Origin of the sequence: Companilactobacillus hulinensis, from assembly GCF_003946555.1 — a bacterium.
Lineage (GTDB): Bacteria > Bacillota > Bacilli > Lactobacillales > Lactobacillaceae > Companilactobacillus > Companilactobacillus hulinensis.
The window spans coordinates 72,380-95,967 of record NZ_RHOO01000002.1 but is presented as its reverse complement, the minus strand read 5'-3'; the positions used below and the strand labels follow the sequence as shown (position 1 = coordinate 95,967).

Here is a 23,588-nt window from a genome sequence, read left to right as displayed (position 1 = left end):
AATTTTAACCTGTTGTTTATTTTGTTTCGCGATGCAATGTAACAACACGCTCACGTGGGCAATATTTTTTAAGTTCTAGACGATCAGGGTTATTACGCTTGCTCTTGTTTGTTAGATATGTACGTTCATGGCATGATGTACATTCCATTGTTATATTTACTCTCATGTTTGGAACATCCTTTCATAAATAGTTCTCTAAAATTCAACTAGTCAAATATACCATTTTTATTGATATTTTTAAAGTACTAATTTTAGATTAGCTTTGACCAGTCATTTTATAGTAGTCCGTATAGATTTGTTTTGCAACTAATTGTGGATATGTACCACTTTCACTAGTTAAATTAGGGAATACAATGGCCATTGAAATATTAGGGTCATCATATGGTCCAAATGATACCAAACTAGTTGTAATTGTTTCTGGTGGATCTGGATTATTAGGGTCATTAGGATTGTAATAGAATGACTGAGCAGTACCAGTTTTAGCTGCGACTGCAGGTGTCAAGCCCTTCAATCTAGTGGCAGTTGTCCAATAATCAGACCCATGAACCGCATTGTACATACCTTTTCTTACAACGTTCAATTCAGCTTGTGTGAATCCAACTTTGTTCAAAATAGTTGGGCTTGTAACAGACTCTAAAGCACCTCTATCACCATTATTCTTTGTCTTTTGGATCGATTGTACAATATATGGTTTCAATCTATATCCACCGTTGGCGATAGTTGAAATATATTGCGCCATTTCAATCAAAGTATAAGAATCGTAGTTTCCGTATGACAAATCCAGTGCAGAACCAGTCTTCAGCTTACCTTCACTATTTAAAGTAGAACCTTCAATACCACCGGTTTCACCTGAAATATCAACACCAGTCTTAACTCCAAGACCAAATTGGTTGAAATAACCTCTTAACTTGGAGAAAATATCTGGATTCATAGACATATATTCCTTAGGAACATACTTAGCGTTACCCTCTTTCATAGCTAACGCCATCATATACTCATTGGAAGACACTTCTAGAGCTTTTTCAGCATTCATACTAGTATAAGTACCAACAGGGTAAACTGACTTCTTAACGGCACTACCAGGCAAATAAATAGGATTATCGGCCTGTACACTATTAGTTGGTGTAATTACTCCGTCCATTAAGGCACCTAAAACGGTGGCACCCTTAACAGCAGAACCCATAACAAAGGTTCTATTAATTACACCCAAAGCATCTTCAGAAGTTTTACCAGTCTGAGGGTCATTTCTAATACCAGCCATCGCTAAAATAGCACCGGTCTTAGGATTTGTGACAACTACATAAGCACCATCAGAATACTGCGTAATACCTGCAGCTTGTGCAGCGGAGAATTCTGTTGATAAGGCGCTTTGAACCTTCTTTTGGAACTTAGAATCAATAGTTAAGTTAAGGTTTCCACCTTTTTGACCACTGTAAACTAACTTACTCTTCTTGATCTGATTATTTGAACCTATTTGAACTTCACGTTCACTCTTTGTACCAGATAAAATCGACTCATAGCTCTTCTCTAGGTAACTCGTACCAACACGGTCATTACGTGAGTACCCATAGGCAAGCATTGTATTCAATTCATCATCCGGAATACCTTGTTGTTCGGTCGATACGCCACCAATGATACTGGCAATTGACTTACCTTGAGGATATTCACGATTCCAGTTAGTACCAATACTTACACCTGGTAGTTCAGTCAGATGTTCACTAACCTCGGCAATTTCTCTGGAACTTAAATCCTTATCCTTCAAGAACACAGTCGAAAGTGAATAAGCTGCGCTCATCTTCTTAAACAACGTTGCTTTAGAAAGTTCTGCATCATCAAGATGCATCCCTTCTTTTTTAAGGTACTTAATTTCATTATTGTAAATTTGTGTGTTACTTAGCGCATCACCATTAGAATCAACACGCCAAGATTTTGGCATCTGCTTTGAAACTTTAGCTTCTTTACCAGGAGCAGCTAAAATATAATCAGCCTTATCACGCTCAGATAAAGTTTCTTTTTCAATCGAAACGTACTTCGTCAGTCTATTAACAATCGTATAAATATCACTAGACTTAACGCCAGAACTCTTAGTGTAAGTAATTGCATTTTCTGTCGAGTTACCTACTAATAATCGCCCTTTAGAATCATAGATCATTCCTCTTGGTACGCTTCCTGTCATTACTGTCTTATCTGTTCTATCAACTTCAGCTTCAAACTTACCACCATAAACAATTTGTAAATATGCTAGCTGTCCAACTAAAAGTGCGAACAAGGCAAAGACAATAAAAAAAAGCAGGTTTAGTCTAAATGGAATAGTAGACTTTGCTTGACTACCTGTTCTTTTCTTTATTATATCCAGTACTCTTTTCATAGGTTTCCCTTCAAAATACTATAAAGCATTATTCGTTAGATTTAAAAATATACTTAGGTCCGTCTAGCTCTGGGTCATATTCAACCAACAGATCATAACGGGCAAAAAACCAGGTATCACTATCAGTAATATAGTAAGTAATTCCATCAATTACCGTGCTTGACTCTGGCTTCACAGGTTTCTCCTTGCGCATTGCAATAGAGAAACCATCATGTACCATTGTTTTACCGTATACCTTACCATAAAAATGTACACCATCGCCGGGTACTAAGTCCAATTCTGTTTTGAACCATTTTTGTGCTTCATCTGTTAATTCGATTTTCATTTTTGTTCACCTCATCCAATGTCTGAAATAAACATATCAGAAAACGATTACACTATGCAACTTCTACGGCTTTAATTGTAATATCATAACTACCAACAGGAGTTTCAACAGTTACAACGTCACCAACGTGTTTGCCCATTAATGCTTTGGCAATTGGTGAATCATTTGAAATTTTACCTGCGTCAGGATCTGATTCTGCTGATCCAACAATAGTATATTCATCAGGTTCTTCACCGTCTTCTTGAACTGTAACTTTTTTACCAACTGAAACTTCATCATGAGCAATATCATCAGTATCAACAACGTTAGCATATTGCAACATATCAATAACTTGAGAAATACGTGATTCTACAACACTTTGTTCATCCTTTGCAGATGTATATTCAGAATTTTCCGATAGGTCACCGAAGCCTCTAGCAATCTTGATACGGTTGATTACTTCTGGACGTTTAACCTTCTTCAAATCTTCCAATTCTTCTTCAAGCTTCTTTTTACCTTCTGCTGTCATTGGGTAACTTTTATCTGCCATTCTTACATTTCCTCACTTTTTAATATCTTTATTATTTTAATTTCAAAATGTCATCTAACCAGTCGATTAGATGACATTTGCTATTATATACAAATTTTAACTATTGTCCTAGAGAAGCACTAATTTTGTCATGCTCTTCACGAGTATGTGAATAATAAACTTTTCCAGTCTTCAAGTCAGCAACAAAGTACAAGTAATCTTGATCTCTTTCAGATGGATCAAGTACTGCCTCAATTGATTGTAAACTAGGTTGGTTAAATGGTCCAGGTCCGTAACCAGCATTCTTATACAAGTTATATGGTGATTTAACGGCGATATCCTTATAACTCAAATGAGTCTTATGTGTATTCAAAGCATACATTACTGAAATATCTGATTGAATAGGCATACTGATATCTACACGATTAAGGAATACACCAGCAATCTTCTTACGGTCCTTTTCCTTAACACCTTCACGTTCAACCAATGAAGATAGAGTCAACACTTGTTGGACGGTATAACCTTTTTCCTTGATGGTTGGATAGTAAGACTGCAACTCTTCGTCCTCTTTTTGAACCATCTGGTTAACTAATTCTTTCAAGGTTAATCCCTTATAAACGCCATATGTGGCAGGGAATAAGTAACCTTCAAGGTGATATCTAACGTTATCTTCCTTCATAGAAGAATCCAACAATTGAGGATACTTCTTTTGAAGTTGTTTTAGATATGTCTTGTTCTTCATCAATTTCAAAAAGTCTTTTTTCGTAAAGTTAGTACTCTTTTGAATCTGATCACCAATTTGATCAATCGTTACACCTTCACGAACCAGAACTGTATCAGTGGCTGCTCCTGTTGGTGGCTGAGCACTCCCACCTTTTTGCAACTGTTTAACAATTCGACTTAGTGACATTGATTGACTGAATCTATAGTAACCAGCTTGGAAATCAGTATAGTTCTGAGCCTTAATATAAAAGTTAAAGACCGTTGCGCTCTTAATGACTTTATCTGATTCTAACTTTTTGGCAATTTCTTTGCTAGAAGAACCTATAGGAATCTTTACTACGACATCCTCTTTACTACTTGAATCATATGGCTGTAGTGAACTATTAACATAATTAAATCCGATAATAGCAACTACAACAGCGAGTACCGCAATAACTCCAACGATCCAGTACGCAATATGGTTTGCAACTGAACGTTCTTCGGCACGAGTCGCAATTTTTTCTTCAGACTCTTGCTTTAATGCTTCTTTATTTCCATCCTTTTGGCTCAAGACACAGCCTCCCGAGTTAATTTAATTAGAATTATACCATTAGTTTGAACGCAATTATCTAATTTCTACATTAAATTTCTGAACCAAACTGTCCTTAATTATGTCGAAAGCCTTTTCAACTTGATCATCAGTCAATGTTGCCTCTGGGTTTAAGAATTCCAAGTGATAGCCAAGAGACTTGTGATTAGACTTGATATTCTTACCTTGATAGACATCGAAGATATTTACTTCTGACAAGTACTTGCCACCATTAGCAAAGATATCTTTAACAAGAGTTCCACTCTCAATATCCTTACCAACAAGAATTGCTAGATCACGGCTGACACTTGGGTACTTAGGAGCAGTTTGTGCTTGAACATTACGCTTCTCCATACCGAATAGTGTGTCGACATTTAATTCAAAAACAAATGTGTCATTAATACTATGTTCTTTTTGGTAGTCTGGATGTAGTTTACCAATAAAACCAACAGCTTGTCCATCTGCTATTATTTCAGCAGTTTGTCCTGGATGCAAGTTAGAAATTTTATCCGTTGCCACATAGTCAAAGTCTGCATCCAAATTGGCAAATGACAACAACTCTTCTACTATAGCCTTAACATTGTAGAAATCAACTGCTTTTGCGGTTGTATTCCAAGAATCCATAGCAATATTTCCACTTACTGCACCCGCAATATATTCAACTTCTTTAGGACGATCAACGCCATCTTTACGATCAAATATTCTAGCTTGTTCAAATATACTAATATCATTGTTATTTCTAGCTTGATTGTATGCAACATTGTTAATCAACCCAGGAATCAAACTTGTTCTCAATACTTCGTGGTCCTCAGTCATTGGGTGAAGTAATTTTGTATAGTTTGTGTTAATAACATTGAAGTCAGCAGCTTCTTGCTTATTCATTAAGGCAAAGTTGATAACTTCGTCCATACCTTGTCCAAGCAAAATGTTACGTAATCTATTACTGAACTCACGTTTTGGAGAATAGCCCCCAGCTGTTTCCATACCAGCTGGTAATGTTCCCTTCAAGTTCTCATAACCATAAATACGGATTACTTCTTCGACAACATCCGCTTCAATACTCATATCCCAACGTCTTGTTGGAACCGTGACAGTCAGGTCATCACCATCAAGCTTTGTTTCAAAGCCCAATCTATCAAGAATATTTAGTATTTCATCAGAAGATAATTCTAATCCCATCAAATGGTTGATATGTGAAATTTTACCTTGGATAACCGTTGGTTTAGCCTCTGTATATGAACCAACAATCTCTTGAGAAATTTCGTCAGCATTAGTATTTTCATCAACTAATTGAGTTGCACGTAATAATGCATCAGATACTGCACCATTGTCGACACCTTTTTCAAAACGATTTGAAGCATCCCCACGTAAATCATGTCTCTGAGCAGCTTTACGAACAACAGCACCATCGAATACTGCACTCTCTAAAACAACATTCTTAGTCTCAGCAGTAACACGTGCATTGATTCCACCAGCAACACCGGCAAGTCCCAGAATCTCATCACCAGATTTAACGATTAAATCATTGTTATTAAGCACTTTATTTGTACCATCATCAACAGTGAACTTATCGCCAGAGTGAGCATTCATAACTGTAATCGAATCATTCTCTAACTTATCTAGGTCGTAAGCCTGAATAGGTTGTCCATATTCGATCATTGTATAATTAGCGGCATCGATAACATTATTTACAGGTTGAATATTTTGATTCCACAACCTGCGTTGCATCCAAAGAGGACTTTCACCCACGGTAACATTTTTAAGAACACGGACCATAAAGTCAGGCACAAGTTCCTTATTTTCTACTTCAATAGTCAAATCTGAATTTTCTTTGACCTTTGACTCATCGATCTTAGCATCAGTAAATGATGGCTTTTCATCATAAGTAGCACCAATTTCCCAAGCAGCACCACGCATACCTAATGTATCAGCTCGATTAGGTGTGATGTCCATGTCGACCATGTCATCATCTAATCCTAGAGCTGTCAATGCATCTGTACCAGGTGTAACTGCTTCTGGGAAAACATAGATTCCATTGTGATATGCTTCTGGAACATATTTAACAGGAACACCGATTTCGTCCAAACCACAGATCATACCGTCTGATTCTTCTCCACGGATCTTGCCACGTTTAATACGCTTGCCTTCTGGTAAGTGAGCACCATGTAAAGCAACAATTACATATTGGTCGTTAGCTACATTAGGAGCACCACAAACAATCTGTTTGTCTTCATCTTCACCAACATCAACAGTTGTAATATTCAAATGGTCTGAATCTGGATGTGGCTTAATACTTGTAATATGACCAACAACTAATTTATCAAGTCCCTCACCATTGTGAACAGGAGCTGATTCTATACCTGTTAGAGAAATTTTATTAGCCATTTCATCAACCGTGTGAGTAACAGGAATATATTCTTTTAACCAATTAACGGAAATTTTCATTATTTTAATTTACTCCTTTGAATTGTTCTAGGAATCTGACATCGTTTAAATAGAAGTCACGAATATCATTAACACCATACTTGAGCATAGCAAATCTCTCAGGTCCAAGACCAAAGGCGAAACCACTGTAAACAGTTGAATCAATACCAGACATCTCCAGAACATTAGGATGACTTAATCCAGCTCCTAATACTTCGATCCAGCCAGTATACTTACAAATACGGCAACCTTTACCACCACAGTTGAAACAAGAAACATCAACCTCAACACTTGGCTCAGTAAATGGGAAGTAACTTGGACGGAAACGAATTTCACGTTCTGCACCAAAGACGTGACGGCATAATGCTTCCAAAGTACCCTTCAAATCAGCCATTGAGACATTCTTATCAACCACTAAACCTTCGATTTGGTGGAATTGGTGAGAATGAGTAGCGTCATCATCATCACGACGGTAAACAACACCTGGTGAGATAACTTTCAATGGACCCTTTGAAAAATCATGAGACTCCATATCACGACCTTCTTGAGCAGAAGTCTGTGTACGCATAAGTAATTCATCAGTCAAATAGAAAGTATCCTGCATATCACGCGCAGGGTGATTCTGAGGGATGTTTAAACGTTCGAAATTATAATGATCTTCTTCAACTTCATTACCAGCATCAACACGGTAACCTAATCCGATAAAGAATTCCTCAATATCTTCAATTGTTTGATTCAAAATATGTCTTGTTCCATATTTACTTGGTTGTGCAGGAAGAGTGACATCAATTGTTTCTTCTTCAAGTTTTTGTGCAACAATTTTACGATTCAATTCTTCCATCTTTTCTTCGATAGCAGATTGAATATCCTGTTTAACATTATTAGCAAGAGTACCAATTTCTGGACGTTCTTCAGCAGGAACATCCTTCATTCCACGAAGTGCTTTAGTAATTGGTCCCTTCTTACCTAATAAATTAACTCTTAAATCATTTAATTCTTGAATTCTCTCGGCACGTTTAGCTTCATCAATACCGTTAGCGCGTAAGTCTTTTAACTTATCGTTTAATGACATGTTTATTCCTCCTAATTCAGTGCATAAAAAAAGTCCTATCCCAAAATAAGGGACGAGGACTCGCGGTACCACCCTAGTTCATACAAATAGTATGCACTCAAGGGTTTTATATAGTAAACCAAGCTTTAAAACTCCGAAAGTGAATTCACCGTCTCATTCATTAGACCTTCTCAGCAATTGGTCTTTCCTGAAATAAACTCCACGGTTACTATTTTTCTTCAACGTTTTATAAATATCATATATACCGATTATACAAAATCTAAAAAGTTTCGCAAGTTTTAAATTGTTTTTAATCCATACATAAGAACACCAGCAGCAACTGCAACATTGAGTGATTCAGCCTTACCGAGGATAGGAATATAAATATTTTCATCCGTTTGAATTAAAACATTCTTGTTCAAACCATGTGCTTCATTACCCATGATCAATGCAAAATCATCAGTCTTTTCAAGTTTATTGTATGGTAAAGCTCTGTCATTTACTTCTGAACCATAAACTTTTAGGCCAGACTTTTTAGCAATCTTCAATGCTTCTTGCATATCCATACGATAAATTGGCAAATGGAATTGACTACCTTGCATTGATCTTTGAACCTTAGGTTGATAGAAGTCAGCTGAGTTCAAACTTGTTATCACACCAGCATATCCAGCAGCATCAGCTGTACGAACGATCGTACCAACATTACCAGGATCTTGAACATCATCTAAGATGACCCATTGACCCTTCATCTCTGTAAGTGGTTCAGTATTTTGAACTTTGATTACAGCGAATATTCCTTGAGGCGTCTTTGTCTCTGACAATGATTCAGCAATATCGTCAGAAATACCAACAGTAATATCACGATATTTTTTTGCAATACGATCTTCTTCATTCTTATCTGTTACCAACACCTTAACGAACTCTTGATTGTTAGCATCAGCCTCACGTACTAAATGAAAACCCTCGATCAAATAAGTTCCAGTCTTCTTAATATACTTAGTTGAAGACAATTTGTTAATTTGTTTGATATCTTCATTCTTTTTAGATTCAATATATTTCATAAATTTATTCCCCTCGTAATGAGTTACAAAAAACGGTTTTCCTTAACTTAGAAAACCATTTTGTTGCACTCTATCTTATACGTTATAATGGTAACATATTCGTTGATTGAGGTGATAAGTATGAAGCATCTTTCCATTAATGTTAGTGGATTAGTGCAAGGAGTTGGATTCCGTTATTCAGTATTACGTGTTGCACTCGAAATGGGAGTGGTTGGAACTGTACAAAATAACATGGACGGTTCGGTTACTATTGAAGCAGAAGCTGAAGAACGTGAATTATTGATATTCTTAAGTAAAATGAAAGCTTCCCCTGCACCCTTTGGTAGAGTTGACAATATAGACTATACTTTCTCTGACGACTTGAAATCTTACAGGAAATTCACTGTCATCGGTTGAAACGTCAATAAAGTTAACGTATATTACTTTTATATGAGTAAAAGGGTGGTTTGTTTATAATTGAATAAAAAATTGGTCAAATATATTTCAGTGTTGTCCCTTGTGACAGTGCTGGCCTTGGTTCTTACCGGATGTGCACAACGTACCGGTACTAACCTCCACGCTCCAACAAGCGGACCTTACGGAATTATTTACAAGTGGATCGGTACTCCGTTCCAGAATTTAATTCTAGCTACAGCCAAAGCAATCGGTGGAACGAATGCTTACGCTTGGGGAATTGTTATTATTTCCTTTATCGTCCGTTTAGTCTTACTGCCACTTTCCTTGAATCAACAATACAAGTCAACAGCACAACAAGAAAAAATGCGTGCTGTTCAACCACAATTGAAATTAATTCAAGAAAAGCAAAAGCAAGCAACAGATCCTGCAACACAACAAAAAATCAGTTCTTTGATGATGGAAGTTTACAAGAAGAACGACTTGAGTCTAACTGGTGGATTGGGATGTTTACCATTGCTTCTTCAAATGCCTGTTTTGATTGGTATTTATCAAGCCGTGCAATATTCTAAAGCAATTGGTAATGCTACATTCTGGTCACTTCCACTTGGTAAACCAAGTATGGTCATCACAATTGTTGCTACATTGTTCTACGTTGTACAAGGATACATGTCACTACAAATTGTTCCTCAAGAACAAAGAAAGCAAATGCAGACAATGTTATTGATGAGTCCTATGATGACATTCTTTATCTCAATGATTTCATCAGCTGCACTTGCACTTTACTTCTTAGTCGGTGGTGTCGTAATCGTAATTCAACAAGTTATTACTAATTACATCATCATGCCTAAGATCAAACGTGAAGCAGATGAACGATTGAAGAATCATCCAGTCAAAGTAGTTGTTACCGAAGAATCGCTAAATGAGATTCTTGGACAAGGAACAGCTACAAGTTCTGAATCTGGTGAAACATCTAATGGTACAAATGATCCAGATAATGCTCGTGGAAATGAAACACCTTCAGAGTTCCACAAGAGTTTACGCGAATTGAATAAAGGTAAGCAACAACATAAACCTAAAGAATAACAAAAAAGAATCCTGAAATTTTAATTTCAGGATTCTTTTTTAATACTCTATTTTGCTTCCACTCGTTTTTTCTTAGAACGTGATTTAGCTTTTTCTTCAGAATCATTTTCTTCATCGGGTTCTTGAACTAATGGCAATTCAATTCGGAAAACAGTTCCCGAACCAACGACACTTTCCACTTCCAATGTTCCATGATAGATTTCTATCAATCTTTTAGCGATAGAAAGGCCTAGTCCGTTCCCTCCACGCTTTCTAGAGCGTGCCTTGTCAACTCTGTAGAATCTGTTAAAAATGCGTTTAACGTCATTTTTGGAGATTCCAAGACCATAATCTTGCACAGCAATCTCTAAGACTTCTGAATTAGTAGATGCTGACAAACTTATCTCTTTGCGATCAGCAGAATATTTGAAGGCATTATCAAGAAGAATCACCAGAACTTGTTCCAAGTGATTGCGATAAATTTTAACCATGCTGCCATCACGAATATCGTCATCAAAATTGATAACGAAATCTGAATGCAACATTTTAAAATCATTATAAACTTGCGTAAATAAAGGTTTGATCTCAGTTGTCTGATCCAAATAGTCACTGTCGATCTGCTCGACTCTCGTAAGGTCTAGCATTTCTTGAATCAATGACTGCATACGTTTTAATTCTTGCAATGAAGAATTAATCGAATCATTTAAGACCTCTGGATCATCTTTACCCCAGCGTTGCAACATACTCAAATGTCCTTCAAGCACAGCAACTGGGGTCCTTAATTCATGTGACACATCTTCAACAAACTCTTTTTGTTGATTAGTATATGCCTGCATACGATCCAACATCTTATTGATGTTGACCGTTAAATCGTAAATCTCATCATTTCTTTTGCGAATCTTAATTCTCGAATCAGAATCAGGCTTCTTGTTCAAATCATCAATTGTATTATTTATAACCTTAATATTCTTCAATACTTGTGTAACTGCAAGGTAGCTAATAGCCACCCCTACGACAAATACAACAATACCTGCAACTATTAATTTGATTTCAAAGTTATGAATTACTTCTGGTGTGGCGATCTTGTCAACTGTACGCATCGCTAAAATGGCAACAACAATATAAGCCGCCAAAATAACGATTGAAATCATTGTAGTCCATTTAAATCGAATTGAAATTCTCATCGACGCATCACGTAACCTTTACCACGGACAGTTGAAATATAACTTGGTGCGCCACCACGATCGATCTTATTTCTAAGATACTTGATATAAACATCAACAACGTTAGTCTCTGTGCTGCTGCCTGATACCCATACACGCTCTAGTAAATCATCACGGCTAAGAACAGTGCCAACGTTCTCCATTAATGCACTCAATAAATCATATTCACGTCTAGTAAGATCAATAACCTCACCGTTACGCTTCAATGTTTGAGTAGTCTTATCGATTACCAAGTTCTTATATTTGAGAACTTGATCATTATTTCTAGTTACATCAATATCCAAATCAATACGTCTTAACAACGCACGAATTCTTGCAAGTAATTCCTCAATTGCAAAAGGTTTAACGATATAATCGTCAGCACCATGATCCAAACCTGATACACGATCAATGATTGAATCACGCGCAGTCATCATAATAATTGGTGTGTTCTTTTCTTGACGTACACGACGACAAACTTCAATTCCGTTCAATTCTGGAAGCATTAAATCTAGCAAAATCAAATCCCATTCTTCGCTTAAAGCAGCGTCAAGACCTGTTCGGCCGTCTTTTTCAACAGTAACTTCGTAATTCTCATGTTGAAGTTCCAATTGAACAAACTTGGCCATGTTCTCTTCGTCTTCAATAACAAGTATCTTAGCCATACTATTCTCCTGTATATTAAATTATTTTAATTATCACTTAATCATTAAGTGGATTGAGCCCTCTCAAGGCAATGCACTAATGATTTTAACATATAGCAAAAATTAAAAGAAGACAAGTTTTTTATTTTAAAGTAAAAATTACATTTTTTTCGGTTCATTTATCACTTTAATTAAGAATTATCTTACGAACTAAATCCATTACTAATGGTAGTCCAATAATGAATTGAAACTGCTTACTATGTATCAATTTTCTATTAGTACAATGTTAATTTTTGAGTAAATAAAAAAGTCATACTATTGATAATTTTCAATAGTACGACTTTATTTATTCTATATATTTAATTATTGTTCTTCATACCAAGTATAGTGGAAAATTCCTGGCTTATCAGTTCTCTCATAAGTATGAGCACCAAAGTAGTCTCTTTGTGCTTGTACTAAGTTAGCTGGTAATACTTCTGAACGATATTGATCGTAGTATGTTACGGCTGACATGAATCCTGAAACAGGAATTCCTGCTTGAACAGCATAGCTTACAACGTCACGAACAGCAGCTTGATACTTGTCAACGATATCCTTGAAGTAGTCGTTCAATAATAGATTATCAAGTTTAGCATCTTTGTCATATGCATCAGTGATCTTTTGTAGGAATTGTGCACGAATGATACAACCAGCACGCCAGATTTGTGCGATTTCACCATATTGTAGGTCCCAATCGTAGTGATCTGAAGCAGCCTTCATTTGAGCAAAGCCTTGAGCATAACTCATGATCTTACTGAAGTACAATGCCTTACGAATCTTCTCAACCAATTCATCAACATTAACATCAGGCTTGCTTGTTGGTCCAGCTAATACCTTGCTTGCCTTAACACGTTCGTCTTTATATGCAGAGATGTAACGTGAATAAACAGCCTCAGTAATTAGTGATTGTGGAACACCAAGTTCTAGAGCACTTTGTGAACTCCACTTACCAGTACCCTTGTTACCAGCCTTATCCATGATCTTATTAACGATGAAGTCATCACTGCCTTCGTCATCTTTTCTAGTTAGGATCGAAGCAGTAATTTCGATTAAGTAACTTGATAATTCACCCTTGTTCCAGTCCTTGAATACATCAGCAACTTTGTTCAAGTCGTTGTTGTACAAGTGCTTTAACAAGTTAAAACTTTCAGAGATTAATTCCATATCACCATATTCGATACCATTATGAACCATCTTTACATAGTGACCAGCACCATTAGGTCCAATATATGATACACATGGAGCACCGTCTTCGTCAGCTTTAGCAGAAATTTGTTCCAAAATAGGAGCAACTAAGTCATAAGCTTCCTTTTGACCACCTGGCATCAATGAAGGTCCTTGCAATGCGCCAAGTTCACCACCAGATACACCCATTCCGATGAAGTTAATACCTGATTCATCAAGACGCTTGTTTCTTGCAATTGTATCTTCAAAGAATGTATTACCACCATCAATAAGAACGTCACCCTTATCTAGTAAAGGAATAAGTTGGTTGATAACTGCATCTGTACCAGCTCCGGCCTTTACCATCATAAGAATACGACGAGGCTTTTCAAGTGAATCTACGAAATCCTCAATTGTATAACTTGGATATAATTTTTTCTCAGGATGTTCCTTAACAACAGCTTCTGTCTTTGAGCCAGTTCTGTTATAAATTGCAACATCGTAACCACGACTTTCAATATTTAGGGCTAAGTTCTTACCCATGACAGCCATACCAATAACACCAATTTGTGGTTTTGCCATACTTTTACCTCCAACTTTTATTACATAACATATTAATCATAACAAAAAAACAAAAAAGGAGTATATAAAAACTACTCCTTTTCCTTATTATCTTTAAATAAATTTTTTAATTTAGCAAATTCAGGATTAACTTGTTTATCTTCCTCTTTTTGCTTATTGTAATCCTCTTCAGAAATTACTTCCCAGTTCTTACCGGCAGGCATGTTCTTACCTGAAGCCTCTTCCTCAGTAAGAACTCTACTAGGAATATTAAGCAAAATATTATCCAATACAGATTCATAAACATCAATCGTTGGATGTTCATCATCAATTGGAATAATAATAGTATTCTCATCAAGTTCCTCAGTATCGATATCATCGATATTGTATGCTTCGTTAATTCTGAATTTAAGTGGTAATTCAACTGGTTCCAAACTTCTAGTAGACGGCATTGTAACCATTGTTTCTACTTTGATGTCTGAAATAACTAGACCATTATCATTGAATAATTGACCATCAACTTTGGCAATTCCAACATCAATGATGTCCTCTGAACGTTCCATCAATTCTTTCTTTAAATCTAATTCTTCATTAAAATCAAAGGGTTTGTCTTTGTACTTACGTACATCTTGAACATCCCAATTTAACATTAATTTTCCCCTTCCATGATCGGTATCTTACCAAAATCCTGCTCTTGACCATCAGCCAGTGCTCTAATTCTATCAACTTTTACTTCAAGAGACAAAAGTTTCGATTCCTTTTTCCCGACACGTGTTATTAGTGACGTTTCACATGATTGTTTCAATTCATTCAAATATTTTTGACCTACATCATCAAAACCTAAGATCCTCAAATACGGTGAGTCGAATACTTCATCGATATCTACTTGTTTAACATTCAAAAGCGTATATAAACAAAGTCTTTTCAATCTTGCTAAAGTGTATCGTTTTGATTTGATATTCATTAAAAAATCAGAAAAATTATCTGAATTACTAATTTCTTTTATAAACTTATATTCCAATCCCTCAACCATTTGATAAATTTGATGCAATTCATCTGGTGAACTACTTAAAATGCGATACTTCAGCAAATCAAAATAATCATTCCAATTTACTTTTTTCACTGCACTTAATTCATGCATGGTAATATCGGGAACTAATTTATTTATATTAGCAGAATCATTTATGTAATTTCTTACTTTAGTAGCACTATATTCATTATTCGAACGCAATATGGTATCAATACTCATCGAATAATTATTTTTGATTACTTCTTGAGCATAACTTAAGCCTAATAATTGATTCGGATGCTGTAGAACATCCAAACCAGTCGAGCTATATACAAAATTTAAATTGTCAGCGTACGACATACTATAATCCTGTTCAAATTCTGTATTTGTTTTTAGCATTTGTTTGGCCAAATTAACAAAATCCATGTCTGTTTCTGTTCCAAAGATTAAGTTATCAATGCCCAATTCATTTAGCAATTTAATGCTACCTTTAGCAAACAAATTGGCCGGCTGAACCGCATATGCAAACGGCAATTCAACCACTAGATCAACTCCGTTAGCAATAGCCATTCGAGTTCTACTCCATTTGTCGACAATGGCAAAATCACCCCGCTGTACATAATTGCCAGATACTACGGCAATTAAGACGTCAGGGTGATATTTATTTTTGATTGTATCAATAAAAATTTTATGACCATTGTGAAATGGATTAAATTCTGCAACAAATCCGTATACTCCTGCCATAAGAACCTCTATTTTTCTGCTGAAAAGAACCAGCGATTTGAATCTTCTTTAACTTCCGATTTACCAAAATCAGCAGTTACAGAAACATTCTTGAAACCAATATCTTCAAGAATAGAAACAAATGTCTCAATTGGATAAGTTCTTTCATGATGGATTTCTGTATTAGCATTGTATCCACCAATACTGTCATCCCAGTCAAAGAAAGTTAATTCATGTTCGATACTATGAGGAACTTCTCCCTCATAACTGCTCCACATAAACGCTGAGTCCTCTTCCTTATGATTGAACATATATCCTGGGAACAATTCGTCCATTTGATATAGAGAATGGGCATCAAATAGATACTTTCCACCCTCATTCAAATGTTGATAAACTTGATTAAACGTAATTGCTAATTCATCTTCATCCTTTAAGTAACAGATTGAATCATCAAAACAAGTAATTACATCGTAATTCTTCATTTCGAACAGATCCATCATATTACTCTGGACGAATGGAATTGAAACATTAGCACTGTCAGCCTTTTCTTCAGCAATCTTCAACATTTCCTCAGATAAATCAGTACCAGTAACCTGATACTTATCTGCCAACAAAATCGTCAAATCACCAGTTCCACAGGCAACATCTAACAACGTCTTGGCATCAGCAGAATGCTTTTCAACATACGCAGCCCAGTCGTTGTATAGATCATCGTCCATCAGCTCACTGTATACACGTGCGAATGAATTATAAATCATTCTCAGTTACCAAATTTGAAACATCAACAACTGGCGCATCTGACCAAAGTTTTTCCAAATTGTAGAATCCACGTTCTTCAGACATGAAGACGTGAACAATAACATCGTGTAAGTCAATTAAGACCCATTTAGAATCACGTTTACCTTCAACATGGCTGATGTCTACATCATTTTTACCCATTTGGTCTAAGATTTCTTGAACAATAGCATCTACTTGACGTTGTGAACTTGCGTCCATAATTACAAAGTAGTCTGCCATAATACTTACTTCACTAATATTCAATACACTAATATTATTAGCATGTTTACTATCAGCTGCTTTAACAGCAGTTTCCATAATTTCTTTTGAATTCAATTAAAGATCTCCCTATAGTTTATTGATCCAGTAATTATAACTTTCAAATGTTGCTGGATATATTTCGCGGTTTTTATCAATTAGATGTGCGATTGAATGCTTCAATTCAAATGCAACTGCAGAATCAAGCGACTTCTCTGCATATTCACGAGCTTCATCGATCCCAGGAAAATCACGTTCAGGTTCAATAAAATCGGCAACAAATACACACTTATCTACTTGAGTCATGTTGGTTGAACCAACAGTATGACGTCGGATGGCATTAAGAACGTCCTCGTCAGCAATTCCCAGTTCATCTTTAACAATTTCAGCACCAACGATCCCATGCCAAATTGCATTATTATAATTCAACAAATCAGGATCGAGATTCTTACTCTTAATAACTTGTTTGAACTCATCATCAGAACGCTCTTTAGCATAATCATGTAGCAATCCTGCTAGACCAGCCTTTTGGACATCAGCACCATATTCAGCTGCCAATCCACGAGAAACTCGTTCTACACGCAAACAATGTGTATAACGAAATTCGCTTAATTGTGTTTTCATACTATTTAACAAAGCATCACGATCAAAGTTATGCTTAACTTCTTCATAATTAAAATCAGTCAAGAAATAGCCCCCTATCTTTTATATACTCTTCCACTTCATTCGGAACCAAATATTTAATTGATTGGCCTTTTTTTACGCGGTCGCGGATCATGCTAGAACTGATTTCCAGTTCAGGAGTATTTACCCAAAGTATAGGATACTTTGACTTTTTCTCAAACCCTTTTCGGCAGACTCCAACAAAGTGGACCATATTGATAAGTTCATCAATGTGAGCCCAATCTGGCAGATTCTCAACCATATCTCCACCTATTATAAAGTAATATTCAGTATCAGGGTTGTACTGCTTAAGCAACTTGATAGTGTCATAAGTATAACTAACACCACCACGATTAATATCAGTCAAATCCAGATCAAAATGAATATTATCTCTAATTGCCATCTTGATCATTTCAATTCGATCATTACTGCTTATAGATGGCTTTTCTTTTTTTACATTTTTATGTGGCGGAATTTTATCTGGCAAGAATAATACCTTGTTCAGGCATAATTGTTCATATACTTGCTCAGCAATGACCAAGTGTCCCAAATGTATCGGATTAAAAGTACCACCTAGAATTCCAACATGCCTTCTAGGGCGATTAGTATTAAATTGTGGTTTTACTTTAGTTAATAATTGACTTTTTGCATTCATTTTTCATCACTGTATCCAATAAAAAATTTTAAAACTTTTCTAATTCTAATGAATATTTACGATTCTTGATCTTAGGTGCTTTCTTATAAATAATCACCTTTGAACCAATCGTTTGAACGGGCACAATTTGATCATCCAAATCAGTTAATGCCTCGATTAAATCTTGAGGACCAACCATTGTATTCTGTAACAATGAGATTTTAAGCAACTCATTTTTATTAACCAATGTTTCAATTTGTTGTAAAAGATTATCGCTAATTCCTTCACGTCCAACTTGAATCAACGGCTTGATTGTCTGAGCTTGTCCTCTTAAATAACTATTCTTTTTTCCTTTAATTATCATCTGTTCTCCTTAAATGATGGCATCACGTATAGAAACGTTGACACCCTCTGGTACGTATACACGTACTTTAGTATGTTCAGGGATAGTTACCCAACCCAAACCATATACAACGATGTCTGATCTTCTATGAGCTGTGAATTCATGTTTCTTTAACTCAGGGAAATCTTCTACATCTGTTGGTGGAGTCAAGTCTTTACCAACGTGCTTCTCATAATATTCAGAAGCATTAATTGTTTTAGTACGGTGCAATAATAAACCTTGATTAACATAGAATACAACATTTGTTTTTTCATCCAAGAAGTCGAATCTTGCTAATCCAGAAACAAAGATTGTTTGTCCATCACGTAATTGGAAAGTTGATGGACGTAATGGTTTCTTAGGTGTGATTGTCTTTAAGTCTTGGTCATTCAAATAGTGAGCAAGCTGGTACTTGTGAATGATACCCGGTGTATCAACCATATTGTGTCCATCATCCAACGGAATATCAATACGATCTAGTGTTGTTCCGGGGAAACGTGATGTTGTAATTAAATTCTTAACATCAGAACTTTGGGCAATAATACGGTTGATCAATGTTGATTTACCGGTATTAGTTGTACCAACAACATAGACATCTCTACCCTTACGATATTTATCGATCATACGCATCAACTTATCAACGTTAATACCTTTTTCAGCAGATACCATAATTTGGTCAATTGACTTGATACCATTTTCTTTGCTCTTTTGTTGCAACCAATTCAATAAGCGGTTTTGATTTACTGATTTTGGAAGTAAATCAACCTTGTTACCAACAACAAGAATATCCTTATCGCCAACGAATCTTTGCAATCCAGGAATTACACTACCTTCGTAATCAAAGATATCAACAACATTAACGATCAATCCATCTTCTTGAGCAATTGAATCTAACAACTTCAAGAATTCATCGTCCTCAATATTTACATCCATAATTTCATTGTAGTTACGTAAGCGGAAACATCTCTTGCATAATAATTCTCGAGAATCATCATCAGTTTCCATATACTTTTTCAAAGTTGAGCTTTGAATAAAACCTGGCTTTGTATCATCCTCAGTCTGAAGCTCTGCTCCACAACCAATACAATACAATTTTTCATTAGTCTCTGTCATTTAATGAGTCCTTCCAATACATATTCGTATCATGTTTCTGTATAAAGTGTAAAATAGGACGCTCAAAAAATCTATTAACACGGGTTTTCTTTGCATCAGTTTTAACCAATGGTTTAACTAATACAGTTTTAAGACCAGACATATTACCTGCTAAAACATCAGTCATAACTTGATCACCCACAAATAATACACTTGAAGGTGAAATATGTTCCATCTGAAGATGGTGCATTATGACGAACGGTAATGGTTTGACTGCACGAGCAACAATAGAAACTGGCAAGTCCACAACGGCCTTCTCAACTCGTTCATAACTGTTGTTAGAAACAATCATAACCTCTATATCGGCTGCGTTCATTTGATTGAGCCATTTACGGAGTGTCAAGTCATAATCATTACTATTCCAAGGTAATAAAGTATTATCAAGGTCAGTCATAATAGTAGTAATATTCATTTCTTTTAAATCACTAACTTCAAGATCAGTAATTTTATTGAGCATAACATATGGTTTAAACATTATTAGTCCTCATCTCTATACTTAGTAAAAAAACGCAATTTGGAGAATATCCAAATTACGTTTTCATCATTAAGCTAAAGCTTTTTTAGCTGTATCTACTAAACTTGTGAATGCTTTTGGATCTTCAATAGCAAGTTGTGCCAACATCTTACGGTTGATATCAACATTAGCTAATTTCAAACCATGCATTAATTTGCTGTAACTGATTTCGTTCATTCTTGCAGCAGCATTGATTCTGGCAATCCATAACTTACGGAAATCACGTTTTCTTTGACGACGATCACGGAATGCATAACGATATGAAACCATGATTTGTGTGTGAGCAGCTTTAAAGGTGATGTGTTTTGAACCACGATATCCCTTAGCTAATTTTAATACTTTCTTACGACGTTTACGAGTTACTGTTCCACCTTTTACACGTGGCATAATGACTCCTCCTTTAAATTACAAATAAATAATTAGTATGTAGCTAACATTTGTTTAATACGTTTCATATCACTTGCATTAACCATTCCTGGTTTAGCTAATTGACGACGTTGCTTCTTTGTCTTACCGTGGAAACGGTGACTTGTATAAGCATGGCTTCTTTTCCAACCGCCATTAGCAGTTTTCTTGAATCTCTTAGCTGATGCACGGTGTGTTTTTTGTTTAGGCATTAGAAACCCCTCCACTATTTTTTCTTATTGTCTTTGGAACCAATTGGATCAAGCATCAAGAACATACTACGGCCGTCCATCTTAGGCTTAGTTGTCACATTTGCAACATCCTTAGTCTCTTCAGCTACACGGTCTAACACTTTCTTACCTATCTCTTTATGAGTAATTGCTCTACCCTTAAAACGAAGAGATACTTTGACCTTATCACCTTTAGCCAAGAACTTTCGAGCATTATTAAGCTTAGTATTAAAGTCGTTTGCTTCAATAGTAGGACTTAGTCGAACTTCTTTTAAACTAATGGTTTTTTGTTTCTTACGTGCTTCACGATCTTTCTTTTGAAGCTCAAACTTATATTTACCATAATCCATAATTCTGGCTACAGGTGGTTTTGCACCTGGGGACATAAGGACAAGGTCCATATTTGCTGCATCGGCCAAACGTTGGGCCTCTGCTGCTGGCTTAACACCAACTTGATCTCCTGTTTCAGAAATTAATCGTACTTCTTTAGCACGGATTTGATCGTTTATTAACAGATCTCTTGCTATGAGTAGTCACCTCCGGAAAATTCTGATCCCACAAAAAAAGTGGGCGCATACGCACGCCCACTATTATCTACATAATCGTATTAACCTAGCGGCATATAGCTTAGGTGAGAAGCGGGCGCTTCTGCTTAATCTCAACAGTTAATAATGATACTGTAGATTGATATCATTGTCAACAATTATTTAATAATTAACCATTACTTCTACTAAAGTTGTTAATATCAGCAACAACACTGTTTACAAACATTGGTAGGATTTCTGAAGCTGAATCGTCTTCTCCATACTTTCTTACTGAAACTGTAGCGTCGGCCATTTCTTGGTCACCAACAACAGCTGTGTATGGAACCTTCATTGTTTGAGCATCACGAATCTTGTAATTCATCTTCTCATCACGATCATCGATTTCAGCACGGATATTCTTAGCACGTAGTTCTTTGAGCAAGTTTTCAGCGTATTCACCATGTAATTTTTGGTTAACAGGGATAATACGTACTTGTGTTGGAGCCAACCATGTTGGGAAAGCACCCTTGTAAATTTCGATCAAGTAAGCAATGAATCTTTCCATAGTAGAAACGATACCACGGTGAATCATAACTGGTCTGTGTTCTTGACCATCTGAACCAACATATGTCAACTTGAATTGTTCTGGTTGCATGAAGTCAAGTTGGATTGTTGATAATGTTTCGTCGTTACCTAGAGCAGTCTTTGTTTGAACATCTAGTTTAGGACCGTAGAATGCGGCTTCACCTTCGGCCTCGTAGTATTTAAGACCAAGATCATCCATAGCTGCTTTAAGCATTGATTGTGATCTGTTCCACATTTCATCATCATCAAAGTACTTTTCAGTATTAGCTGGATCTCTGTAACTTAGACGGAATGTGTAATCAGTAATATCGAAGTCTTTGTAAACTTCTACCATTAATTGAAGTGTACGTTTGAATTCTTCCTCAATTTGGTCAAGGGCAACGAATGTGTGTCCATCGTTCAATGTCATTTCACGAACACGTTGCAAACCACTTAAGGCACCTGATTTTTCGTATCTGTGCATCATACCTAATTCAGCGATACGAACTGGTAATTCACGATATGAACGAATGTGGTGCTTGTAAATTTGAATATGTGAAGGACAGTTCATTGGACGTAGTTCAAGCATTTCGCCATCACCCATATCCATTGGTGGGAACATGTCTTCACGATAGTGTTGCCAGTGACCTGAAGTCTTATAGGCATTTAAGTTCATAAGGATTGGTGTGTAAACGTGTTGGTAACCCCATGCAACTTCCTTATCGATGATATATCTTTCAATTACACGACGGATAGTAGCACCATTTGGCATCCAATATGGAAGTCCTGCACCAACTTCTGGATCAACGAAGAATAGGTCAAGGTCACGACCAATTGTTCTGTGGTCACGTTCTTTGATCTCAGCACGACGTTTTGCATCAGCTTCAAGATCAGCTTCCTTATAAAAGGCTGTACCATAAATTCTTTGTAGCATTGGGTTACTTGACTTACCTTGCCAATAAGCACCAGCAACTGATAATAGACTGAAGTGTTTCAAGTCTTTCATGCTTGGAAGAACTGCATCATAACCAAAATCAACAAATCCATCTAATTTGTAAACTGGGATTTGAACTGATTCAATGGCATCAATCAATGATGACTTGTAAGGATCGTCCTTGAACATTTCAACAAGTTCTGACTTGTCCATCATGACACGTTCGATATTGTTATTGTCCTTAACGATTTTGTGCATGATTGTTGAAATCTTTTCCAACTCATCAACACTAATTTGGCCTTGTTTGTCATCAGTATCAACATAGAAACCGTCATCGTTAGAAGCTTTTTCACCAAAGTGAAGTCCCTTCTTGAATTCGCTAGCAGCAGCACCGAAAACTAAACTTGCAGTATTTCTCAATACCTTAAGTGAATCTTCGTCGTCTTGTCCAGCAATGATTTCAATCTTACCGTCTTGCTTCAATTCACGTTTGATATCAATCAAAGTGCCATTTAACTTACCGGCAACAGCTTTCTTTCCAAGTGATGTACTAATTGATTTGGCAACATCTAGAACAGTAGTGCCTTCGTCAAATTCCTTAACAGAATCATCTGGAAATGTTAATTTGATTTTTGACATATGTTTTCCTCCTAATTTTTGACAACAAAAAAATACGTCCCTGAAGTATATACACACACTGTGTATACATACTTCAGGGACGTA

26 protein-coding genes and 2 other annotated features are annotated in these 23,588 nt (G+C 36.1%); of the genes, 2 read left to right on the top strand and 24 right to left on the bottom strand.

Annotated elements, in window-relative coordinates:
• Positions 1–16 precede the first annotated feature (16 nt).
• From rpmG to EKM66_RS01590, 8 genes are all read right to left on the bottom strand, one after another.
• Positions 17–166: a 50S ribosomal protein L33 gene (gene rpmG, locus EKM66_RS01625; RefSeq protein ID WP_081776111.1), complete on the bottom strand. Its 150-nt coding sequence runs from the start codon at positions 164–166 to the stop codon at positions 17–19.
• Positions 167–256: 90 nt separating this feature from the next.
• A complete protein-coding gene (locus EKM66_RS01620) occupies positions 257–2,356 on the bottom strand; it encodes a peptidoglycan D,D-transpeptidase FtsI family protein (RefSeq protein WP_404811448.1) in 2,100 nt (699 codons plus the stop codon).
• A gap of 40 nt (positions 2,357–2,396) precedes the next feature.
• On the bottom strand, positions 2,397–2,693 hold the full coding sequence (locus tag EKM66_RS01615) for a HesB/YadR/YfhF family protein (protein ID WP_125761023.1): 297 nt from the start codon (positions 2,691–2,693) through the stop codon (positions 2,397–2,399).
• A gap of 52 nt (positions 2,694–2,745) precedes the next feature.
• A complete protein-coding gene (gene greA / locus EKM66_RS01610) occupies positions 2,746–3,222 on the bottom strand; it encodes a transcription elongation factor GreA (protein ID WP_125761021.1) in 477 nt (158 codons plus the stop codon).
• Between the two features lie 100 nt (positions 3,223–3,322).
• Positions 3,323–4,474: an endolytic transglycosylase MltG gene (gene mltG / locus EKM66_RS01605; protein ID WP_125761019.1), complete on the bottom strand. Its 1,152-nt coding sequence runs from the start codon at positions 4,472–4,474 to the stop codon at positions 3,323–3,325.
• 54 nt (positions 4,475–4,528) lie between these two features.
• On the bottom strand, positions 4,529–6,937 hold the full coding sequence (pheT, locus tag EKM66_RS01600) for a phenylalanine--tRNA ligase subunit beta (RefSeq protein WP_125761017.1): 2,409 nt from the start codon (positions 6,935–6,937) through the stop codon (positions 4,529–4,531).
• A 4-nt stretch (positions 6,938–6,941) separates the two neighbouring features.
• Positions 6,942–7,988: a phenylalanine--tRNA ligase subunit alpha gene (pheS, locus tag EKM66_RS01595; RefSeq protein ID WP_125761015.1), complete on the bottom strand. Its 1,047-nt coding sequence runs from the start codon at positions 7,986–7,988 to the stop codon at positions 6,942–6,944.
• Positions 7,989–8,033: 45 nt separating this feature from the next.
• Positions 8,034–8,219: a binding site (T-box leader), on the bottom strand.
• A gap of 47 nt (positions 8,220–8,266) precedes the next feature.
• Positions 8,267–9,028 carry a TrmH family RNA methyltransferase gene (locus EKM66_RS01590; RefSeq protein ID WP_125761013.1) on the bottom strand — a complete coding sequence of 254 codons (762 nt, stop codon included), beginning with the start codon at positions 9,026–9,028 and terminating at the stop codon, positions 8,267–8,269.
• Positions 9,029–9,148: 120 nt separating this feature from the next.
• On the opposite strand from EKM66_RS01590, the gene EKM66_RS01585 reads away from it, so the two are divergent.
• On the top strand, positions 9,149–9,424 hold the full coding sequence (locus EKM66_RS01585) for an acylphosphatase (protein WP_125761010.1): 276 nt from the start codon (positions 9,149–9,151) through the stop codon (positions 9,422–9,424).
• 60 nt (positions 9,425–9,484) lie between these two features.
• Entirely contained in the window at positions 9,485–10,507 is a 1,023-nt protein-coding gene (yidC, locus tag EKM66_RS01580; RefSeq protein ID WP_125761008.1) for a membrane protein insertase YidC, read from the top strand.
• 47 nt (positions 10,508–10,554) lie between these two features.
• On the opposite strand, the gene EKM66_RS01575 is transcribed toward yidC, so the two are convergent.
• The 16 genes from EKM66_RS01575 to thrS all read right to left on the bottom strand — a co-directional run bounded on the left by EKM66_RS01575 (position 10,555) and on the right by thrS (position 23,504).
• Positions 10,555–11,670 (bottom strand): sensor histidine kinase, encoded by a 1,116-nt coding sequence (locus EKM66_RS01575; protein ID WP_125761006.1) that lies wholly within the window; start codon positions 11,668–11,670, stop codon positions 10,555–10,557.
• A complete protein-coding gene (locus EKM66_RS01570; RefSeq protein WP_125761004.1) occupies positions 11,667–12,353 on the bottom strand; it encodes a response regulator transcription factor in 687 nt (228 codons plus the stop codon). Before EKM66_RS01570 ends, EKM66_RS01575 begins: the two co-directional genes overlap by 4 nt.
• Positions 12,354–12,695: 342 nt before the next feature.
• Positions 12,696–14,117 carry an NADP-dependent phosphogluconate dehydrogenase gene (gndA, locus tag EKM66_RS01565; protein ID WP_125761002.1) on the bottom strand — a complete coding sequence of 474 codons (1,422 nt, stop codon included), beginning with the start codon at positions 14,115–14,117 and terminating at the stop codon, positions 12,696–12,698.
• Between the two features lie 71 nt (positions 14,118–14,188).
• Positions 14,189–14,746, bottom strand: coding sequence for a YceD family protein (locus tag EKM66_RS01560; RefSeq protein WP_125761000.1), 558 nt, complete (start codon positions 14,744–14,746; stop codon positions 14,189–14,191).
• Entirely contained in the window at positions 14,746–15,849 is a 1,104-nt protein-coding gene (locus tag EKM66_RS01555; RefSeq protein WP_125760998.1) for a nucleotidyltransferase, read from the bottom strand. Before EKM66_RS01555 ends, EKM66_RS01560 begins: the two co-directional genes overlap by 1 nt.
• Before the next feature lie 8 nt (positions 15,850–15,857).
• A complete protein-coding gene (locus EKM66_RS01550) occupies positions 15,858–16,586 on the bottom strand; it encodes a class I SAM-dependent methyltransferase (protein ID WP_125760996.1) in 729 nt (242 codons plus the stop codon).
• The gene (gene rsfS / locus EKM66_RS01545; RefSeq protein ID WP_125760994.1) at positions 16,576–16,941 is read right to left on the bottom strand and encodes a ribosome silencing factor; all 366 of its coding nucleotides are present in this window, start codon (positions 16,939–16,941) and stop codon (positions 16,576–16,578) included. The genes EKM66_RS01550 and rsfS overlap by 11 nt, the downstream gene beginning before the upstream one ends.
• A 12-nt stretch (positions 16,942–16,953) precedes the next feature.
• Positions 16,954–17,487, bottom strand: a complete 534-nt coding sequence (gene yqeK / locus EKM66_RS01540; RefSeq protein WP_125761302.1) for a bis(5'-nucleosyl)-tetraphosphatase (symmetrical) YqeK — start codon at positions 17,485–17,487, stop codon at positions 16,954–16,956.
• 55 nt (positions 17,488–17,542) lie between these two features.
• Complete coding sequence (locus EKM66_RS01535) at positions 17,543–18,181, bottom strand: nicotinate-nucleotide adenylyltransferase (RefSeq protein ID WP_125760992.1); 639 nt, start codon at positions 18,179–18,181, stop codon at positions 17,543–17,545.
• 28 nt (positions 18,182–18,209) lie between these two features.
• Positions 18,210–18,524, bottom strand: coding sequence for a YhbY family RNA-binding protein (locus EKM66_RS01530; protein ID WP_125760989.1), 315 nt, complete (start codon positions 18,522–18,524; stop codon positions 18,210–18,212).
• A 9-nt stretch (positions 18,525–18,533) separates the two neighbouring features.
• Positions 18,534–19,655 carry a ribosome biogenesis GTPase YqeH gene (gene yqeH, locus EKM66_RS01525; protein ID WP_125760987.1) on the bottom strand — a complete coding sequence of 374 codons (1,122 nt, stop codon included), beginning with the start codon at positions 19,653–19,655 and terminating at the stop codon, positions 18,534–18,536.
• Positions 19,642–20,169, bottom strand: coding sequence for a YqeG family HAD IIIA-type phosphatase (locus EKM66_RS01520; RefSeq protein WP_125760985.1), 528 nt, complete (start codon positions 20,167–20,169; stop codon positions 19,642–19,644). The genes yqeH and EKM66_RS01520 overlap by 14 nt, the downstream gene beginning before the upstream one ends.
• Positions 20,170–20,238: 69 nt before the next feature.
• The gene (gene rplT, locus EKM66_RS01515) at positions 20,239–20,595 is read right to left on the bottom strand and encodes a 50S ribosomal protein L20 (protein WP_125760983.1); all 357 of its coding nucleotides are present in this window, start codon (positions 20,593–20,595) and stop codon (positions 20,239–20,241) included.
• Between the two features lie 32 nt (positions 20,596–20,627).
• On the bottom strand, positions 20,628–20,825 hold the full coding sequence (gene rpmI / locus EKM66_RS01510; RefSeq protein ID WP_025024860.1) for a 50S ribosomal protein L35: 198 nt from the start codon (positions 20,823–20,825) through the stop codon (positions 20,628–20,630).
• 14 nt (positions 20,826–20,839) lie between these two features.
• Positions 20,840–21,370 carry a translation initiation factor IF-3 gene (gene infC / locus EKM66_RS01505; RefSeq protein WP_125760980.1) on the bottom strand — a complete coding sequence of 177 codons (531 nt, stop codon included), beginning with the start codon at positions 21,368–21,370 and terminating at the stop codon, positions 20,840–20,842.
• A 25-nt stretch (positions 21,371–21,395) separates the two neighbouring features.
• Positions 21,396–21,503 (bottom strand) — a sequence feature (ribosomal protein L20 leader region).
• 54 nt (positions 21,504–21,557) lie between these two features.
• The gene (thrS, locus tag EKM66_RS01500; protein ID WP_125760978.1) at positions 21,558–23,504 is read right to left on the bottom strand and encodes a threonine--tRNA ligase; all 1,947 of its coding nucleotides are present in this window, start codon (positions 23,502–23,504) and stop codon (positions 21,558–21,560) included.
• Positions 23,505–23,588 lie beyond the last annotated feature (84 nt).

What these genes read in the sequence shown, in the direction of transcription:
- rplT (WP_125760983.1), bottom strand. Translation starts at nt 20,595, where the DNA reads ATGCCACGTGTAAAAGGTGGAACAGTAACTCGTAAACGTCGTAAGAAA.
- EKM66_RS01520 (WP_125760985.1), bottom strand. Translation starts at nt 20,169, where the DNA reads ATGTTTAAACCATATGTTATGCTCAATAAAATTACTGATCTTGAAGTT.
- yqeH (WP_125760987.1), bottom strand. Translation starts at nt 19,655, where the DNA reads ATGACAGAGACTAATGAAAAATTGTATTGTATTGGTTGTGGAGCAGAG.
- rpmG (WP_081776111.1), bottom strand. Translation starts at nt 166, where the DNA reads ATGAGAGTAAATATAACAATGGAATGTACATCATGCCATGAACGTACA.
- gndA (WP_125761002.1), bottom strand. Translation starts at nt 14,117, where the DNA reads ATGGCAAAACCACAAATTGGTGTTATTGGTATGGCTGTCATGGGTAAG.
- yqeK (WP_125761302.1), bottom strand. Translation starts at nt 17,487, where the DNA reads ATGAAAACACAATTAAGCGAATTTCGTTATACACATTGTTTGCGTGTA.
- pheS (WP_125761015.1), bottom strand. Translation starts at nt 7,988, where the DNA reads ATGTCATTAAACGATAAGTTAAAAGACTTACGCGCTAACGGTATTGAT.
- EKM66_RS01575 (WP_125761006.1), bottom strand. Translation starts at nt 11,670, where the DNA reads ATGAGAATTTCAATTCGATTTAAATGGACTACAATGATTTCAATCGTT.
- EKM66_RS01530 (WP_125760989.1), bottom strand. Translation starts at nt 18,524, where the DNA reads ATGATAATTAAAGGAAAAAAGAATAGTTATTTAAGAGGACAAGCTCAG.
- EKM66_RS01615 (WP_125761023.1), bottom strand. Translation starts at nt 2,693, where the DNA reads ATGAAAATCGAATTAACAGATGAAGCACAAAAATGGTTCAAAACAGAA.
- EKM66_RS01585 (WP_125761010.1), top strand. Translation starts at nt 9,149, where the DNA reads ATGAAGCATCTTTCCATTAATGTTAGTGGATTAGTGCAAGGAGTTGGA.
- pheT (WP_125761017.1), bottom strand. Translation starts at nt 6,937, where the DNA reads ATGAAAATTTCCGTTAATTGGTTAAAAGAATATATTCCTGTTACTCAC.
- EKM66_RS01550 (WP_125760996.1), bottom strand. Translation starts at nt 16,586, where the DNA reads ATGATTTATAATTCATTCGCACGTGTATACAGTGAGCTGATGGACGAT.
- EKM66_RS01570 (WP_125761004.1), bottom strand. Translation starts at nt 12,353, where the DNA reads ATGGCTAAGATACTTGTTATTGAAGACGAAGAGAACATGGCCAAGTTT.
- rpmI (WP_025024860.1), bottom strand. Translation starts at nt 20,825, where the DNA reads ATGCCTAAACAAAAAACACACCGTGCATCAGCTAAGAGATTCAAGAAA.
- EKM66_RS01535 (WP_125760992.1), bottom strand. Translation starts at nt 18,181, where the DNA reads ATGAATGCAAAAAGTCAATTATTAACTAAAGTAAAACCACAATTTAAT.
- EKM66_RS01555 (WP_125760998.1), bottom strand. Translation starts at nt 15,849, where the DNA reads ATGGCAGGAGTATACGGATTTGTTGCAGAATTTAATCCATTTCACAAT.
- greA (WP_125761021.1), bottom strand. Translation starts at nt 3,222, where the DNA reads ATGGCAGATAAAAGTTACCCAATGACAGCAGAAGGTAAAAAGAAGCTT.
- EKM66_RS01590 (WP_125761013.1), bottom strand. Translation starts at nt 9,028, where the DNA reads ATGAAATATATTGAATCTAAAAAGAATGAAGATATCAAACAAATTAAC.
- thrS (WP_125760978.1), bottom strand. Translation starts at nt 23,504, where the DNA reads ATGTCAAAAATCAAATTAACATTTCCAGATGATTCTGTTAAGGAATTT.
- EKM66_RS01560 (WP_125761000.1), bottom strand. Translation starts at nt 14,746, where the DNA reads ATGTTAAATTGGGATGTTCAAGATGTACGTAAGTACAAAGACAAACCC.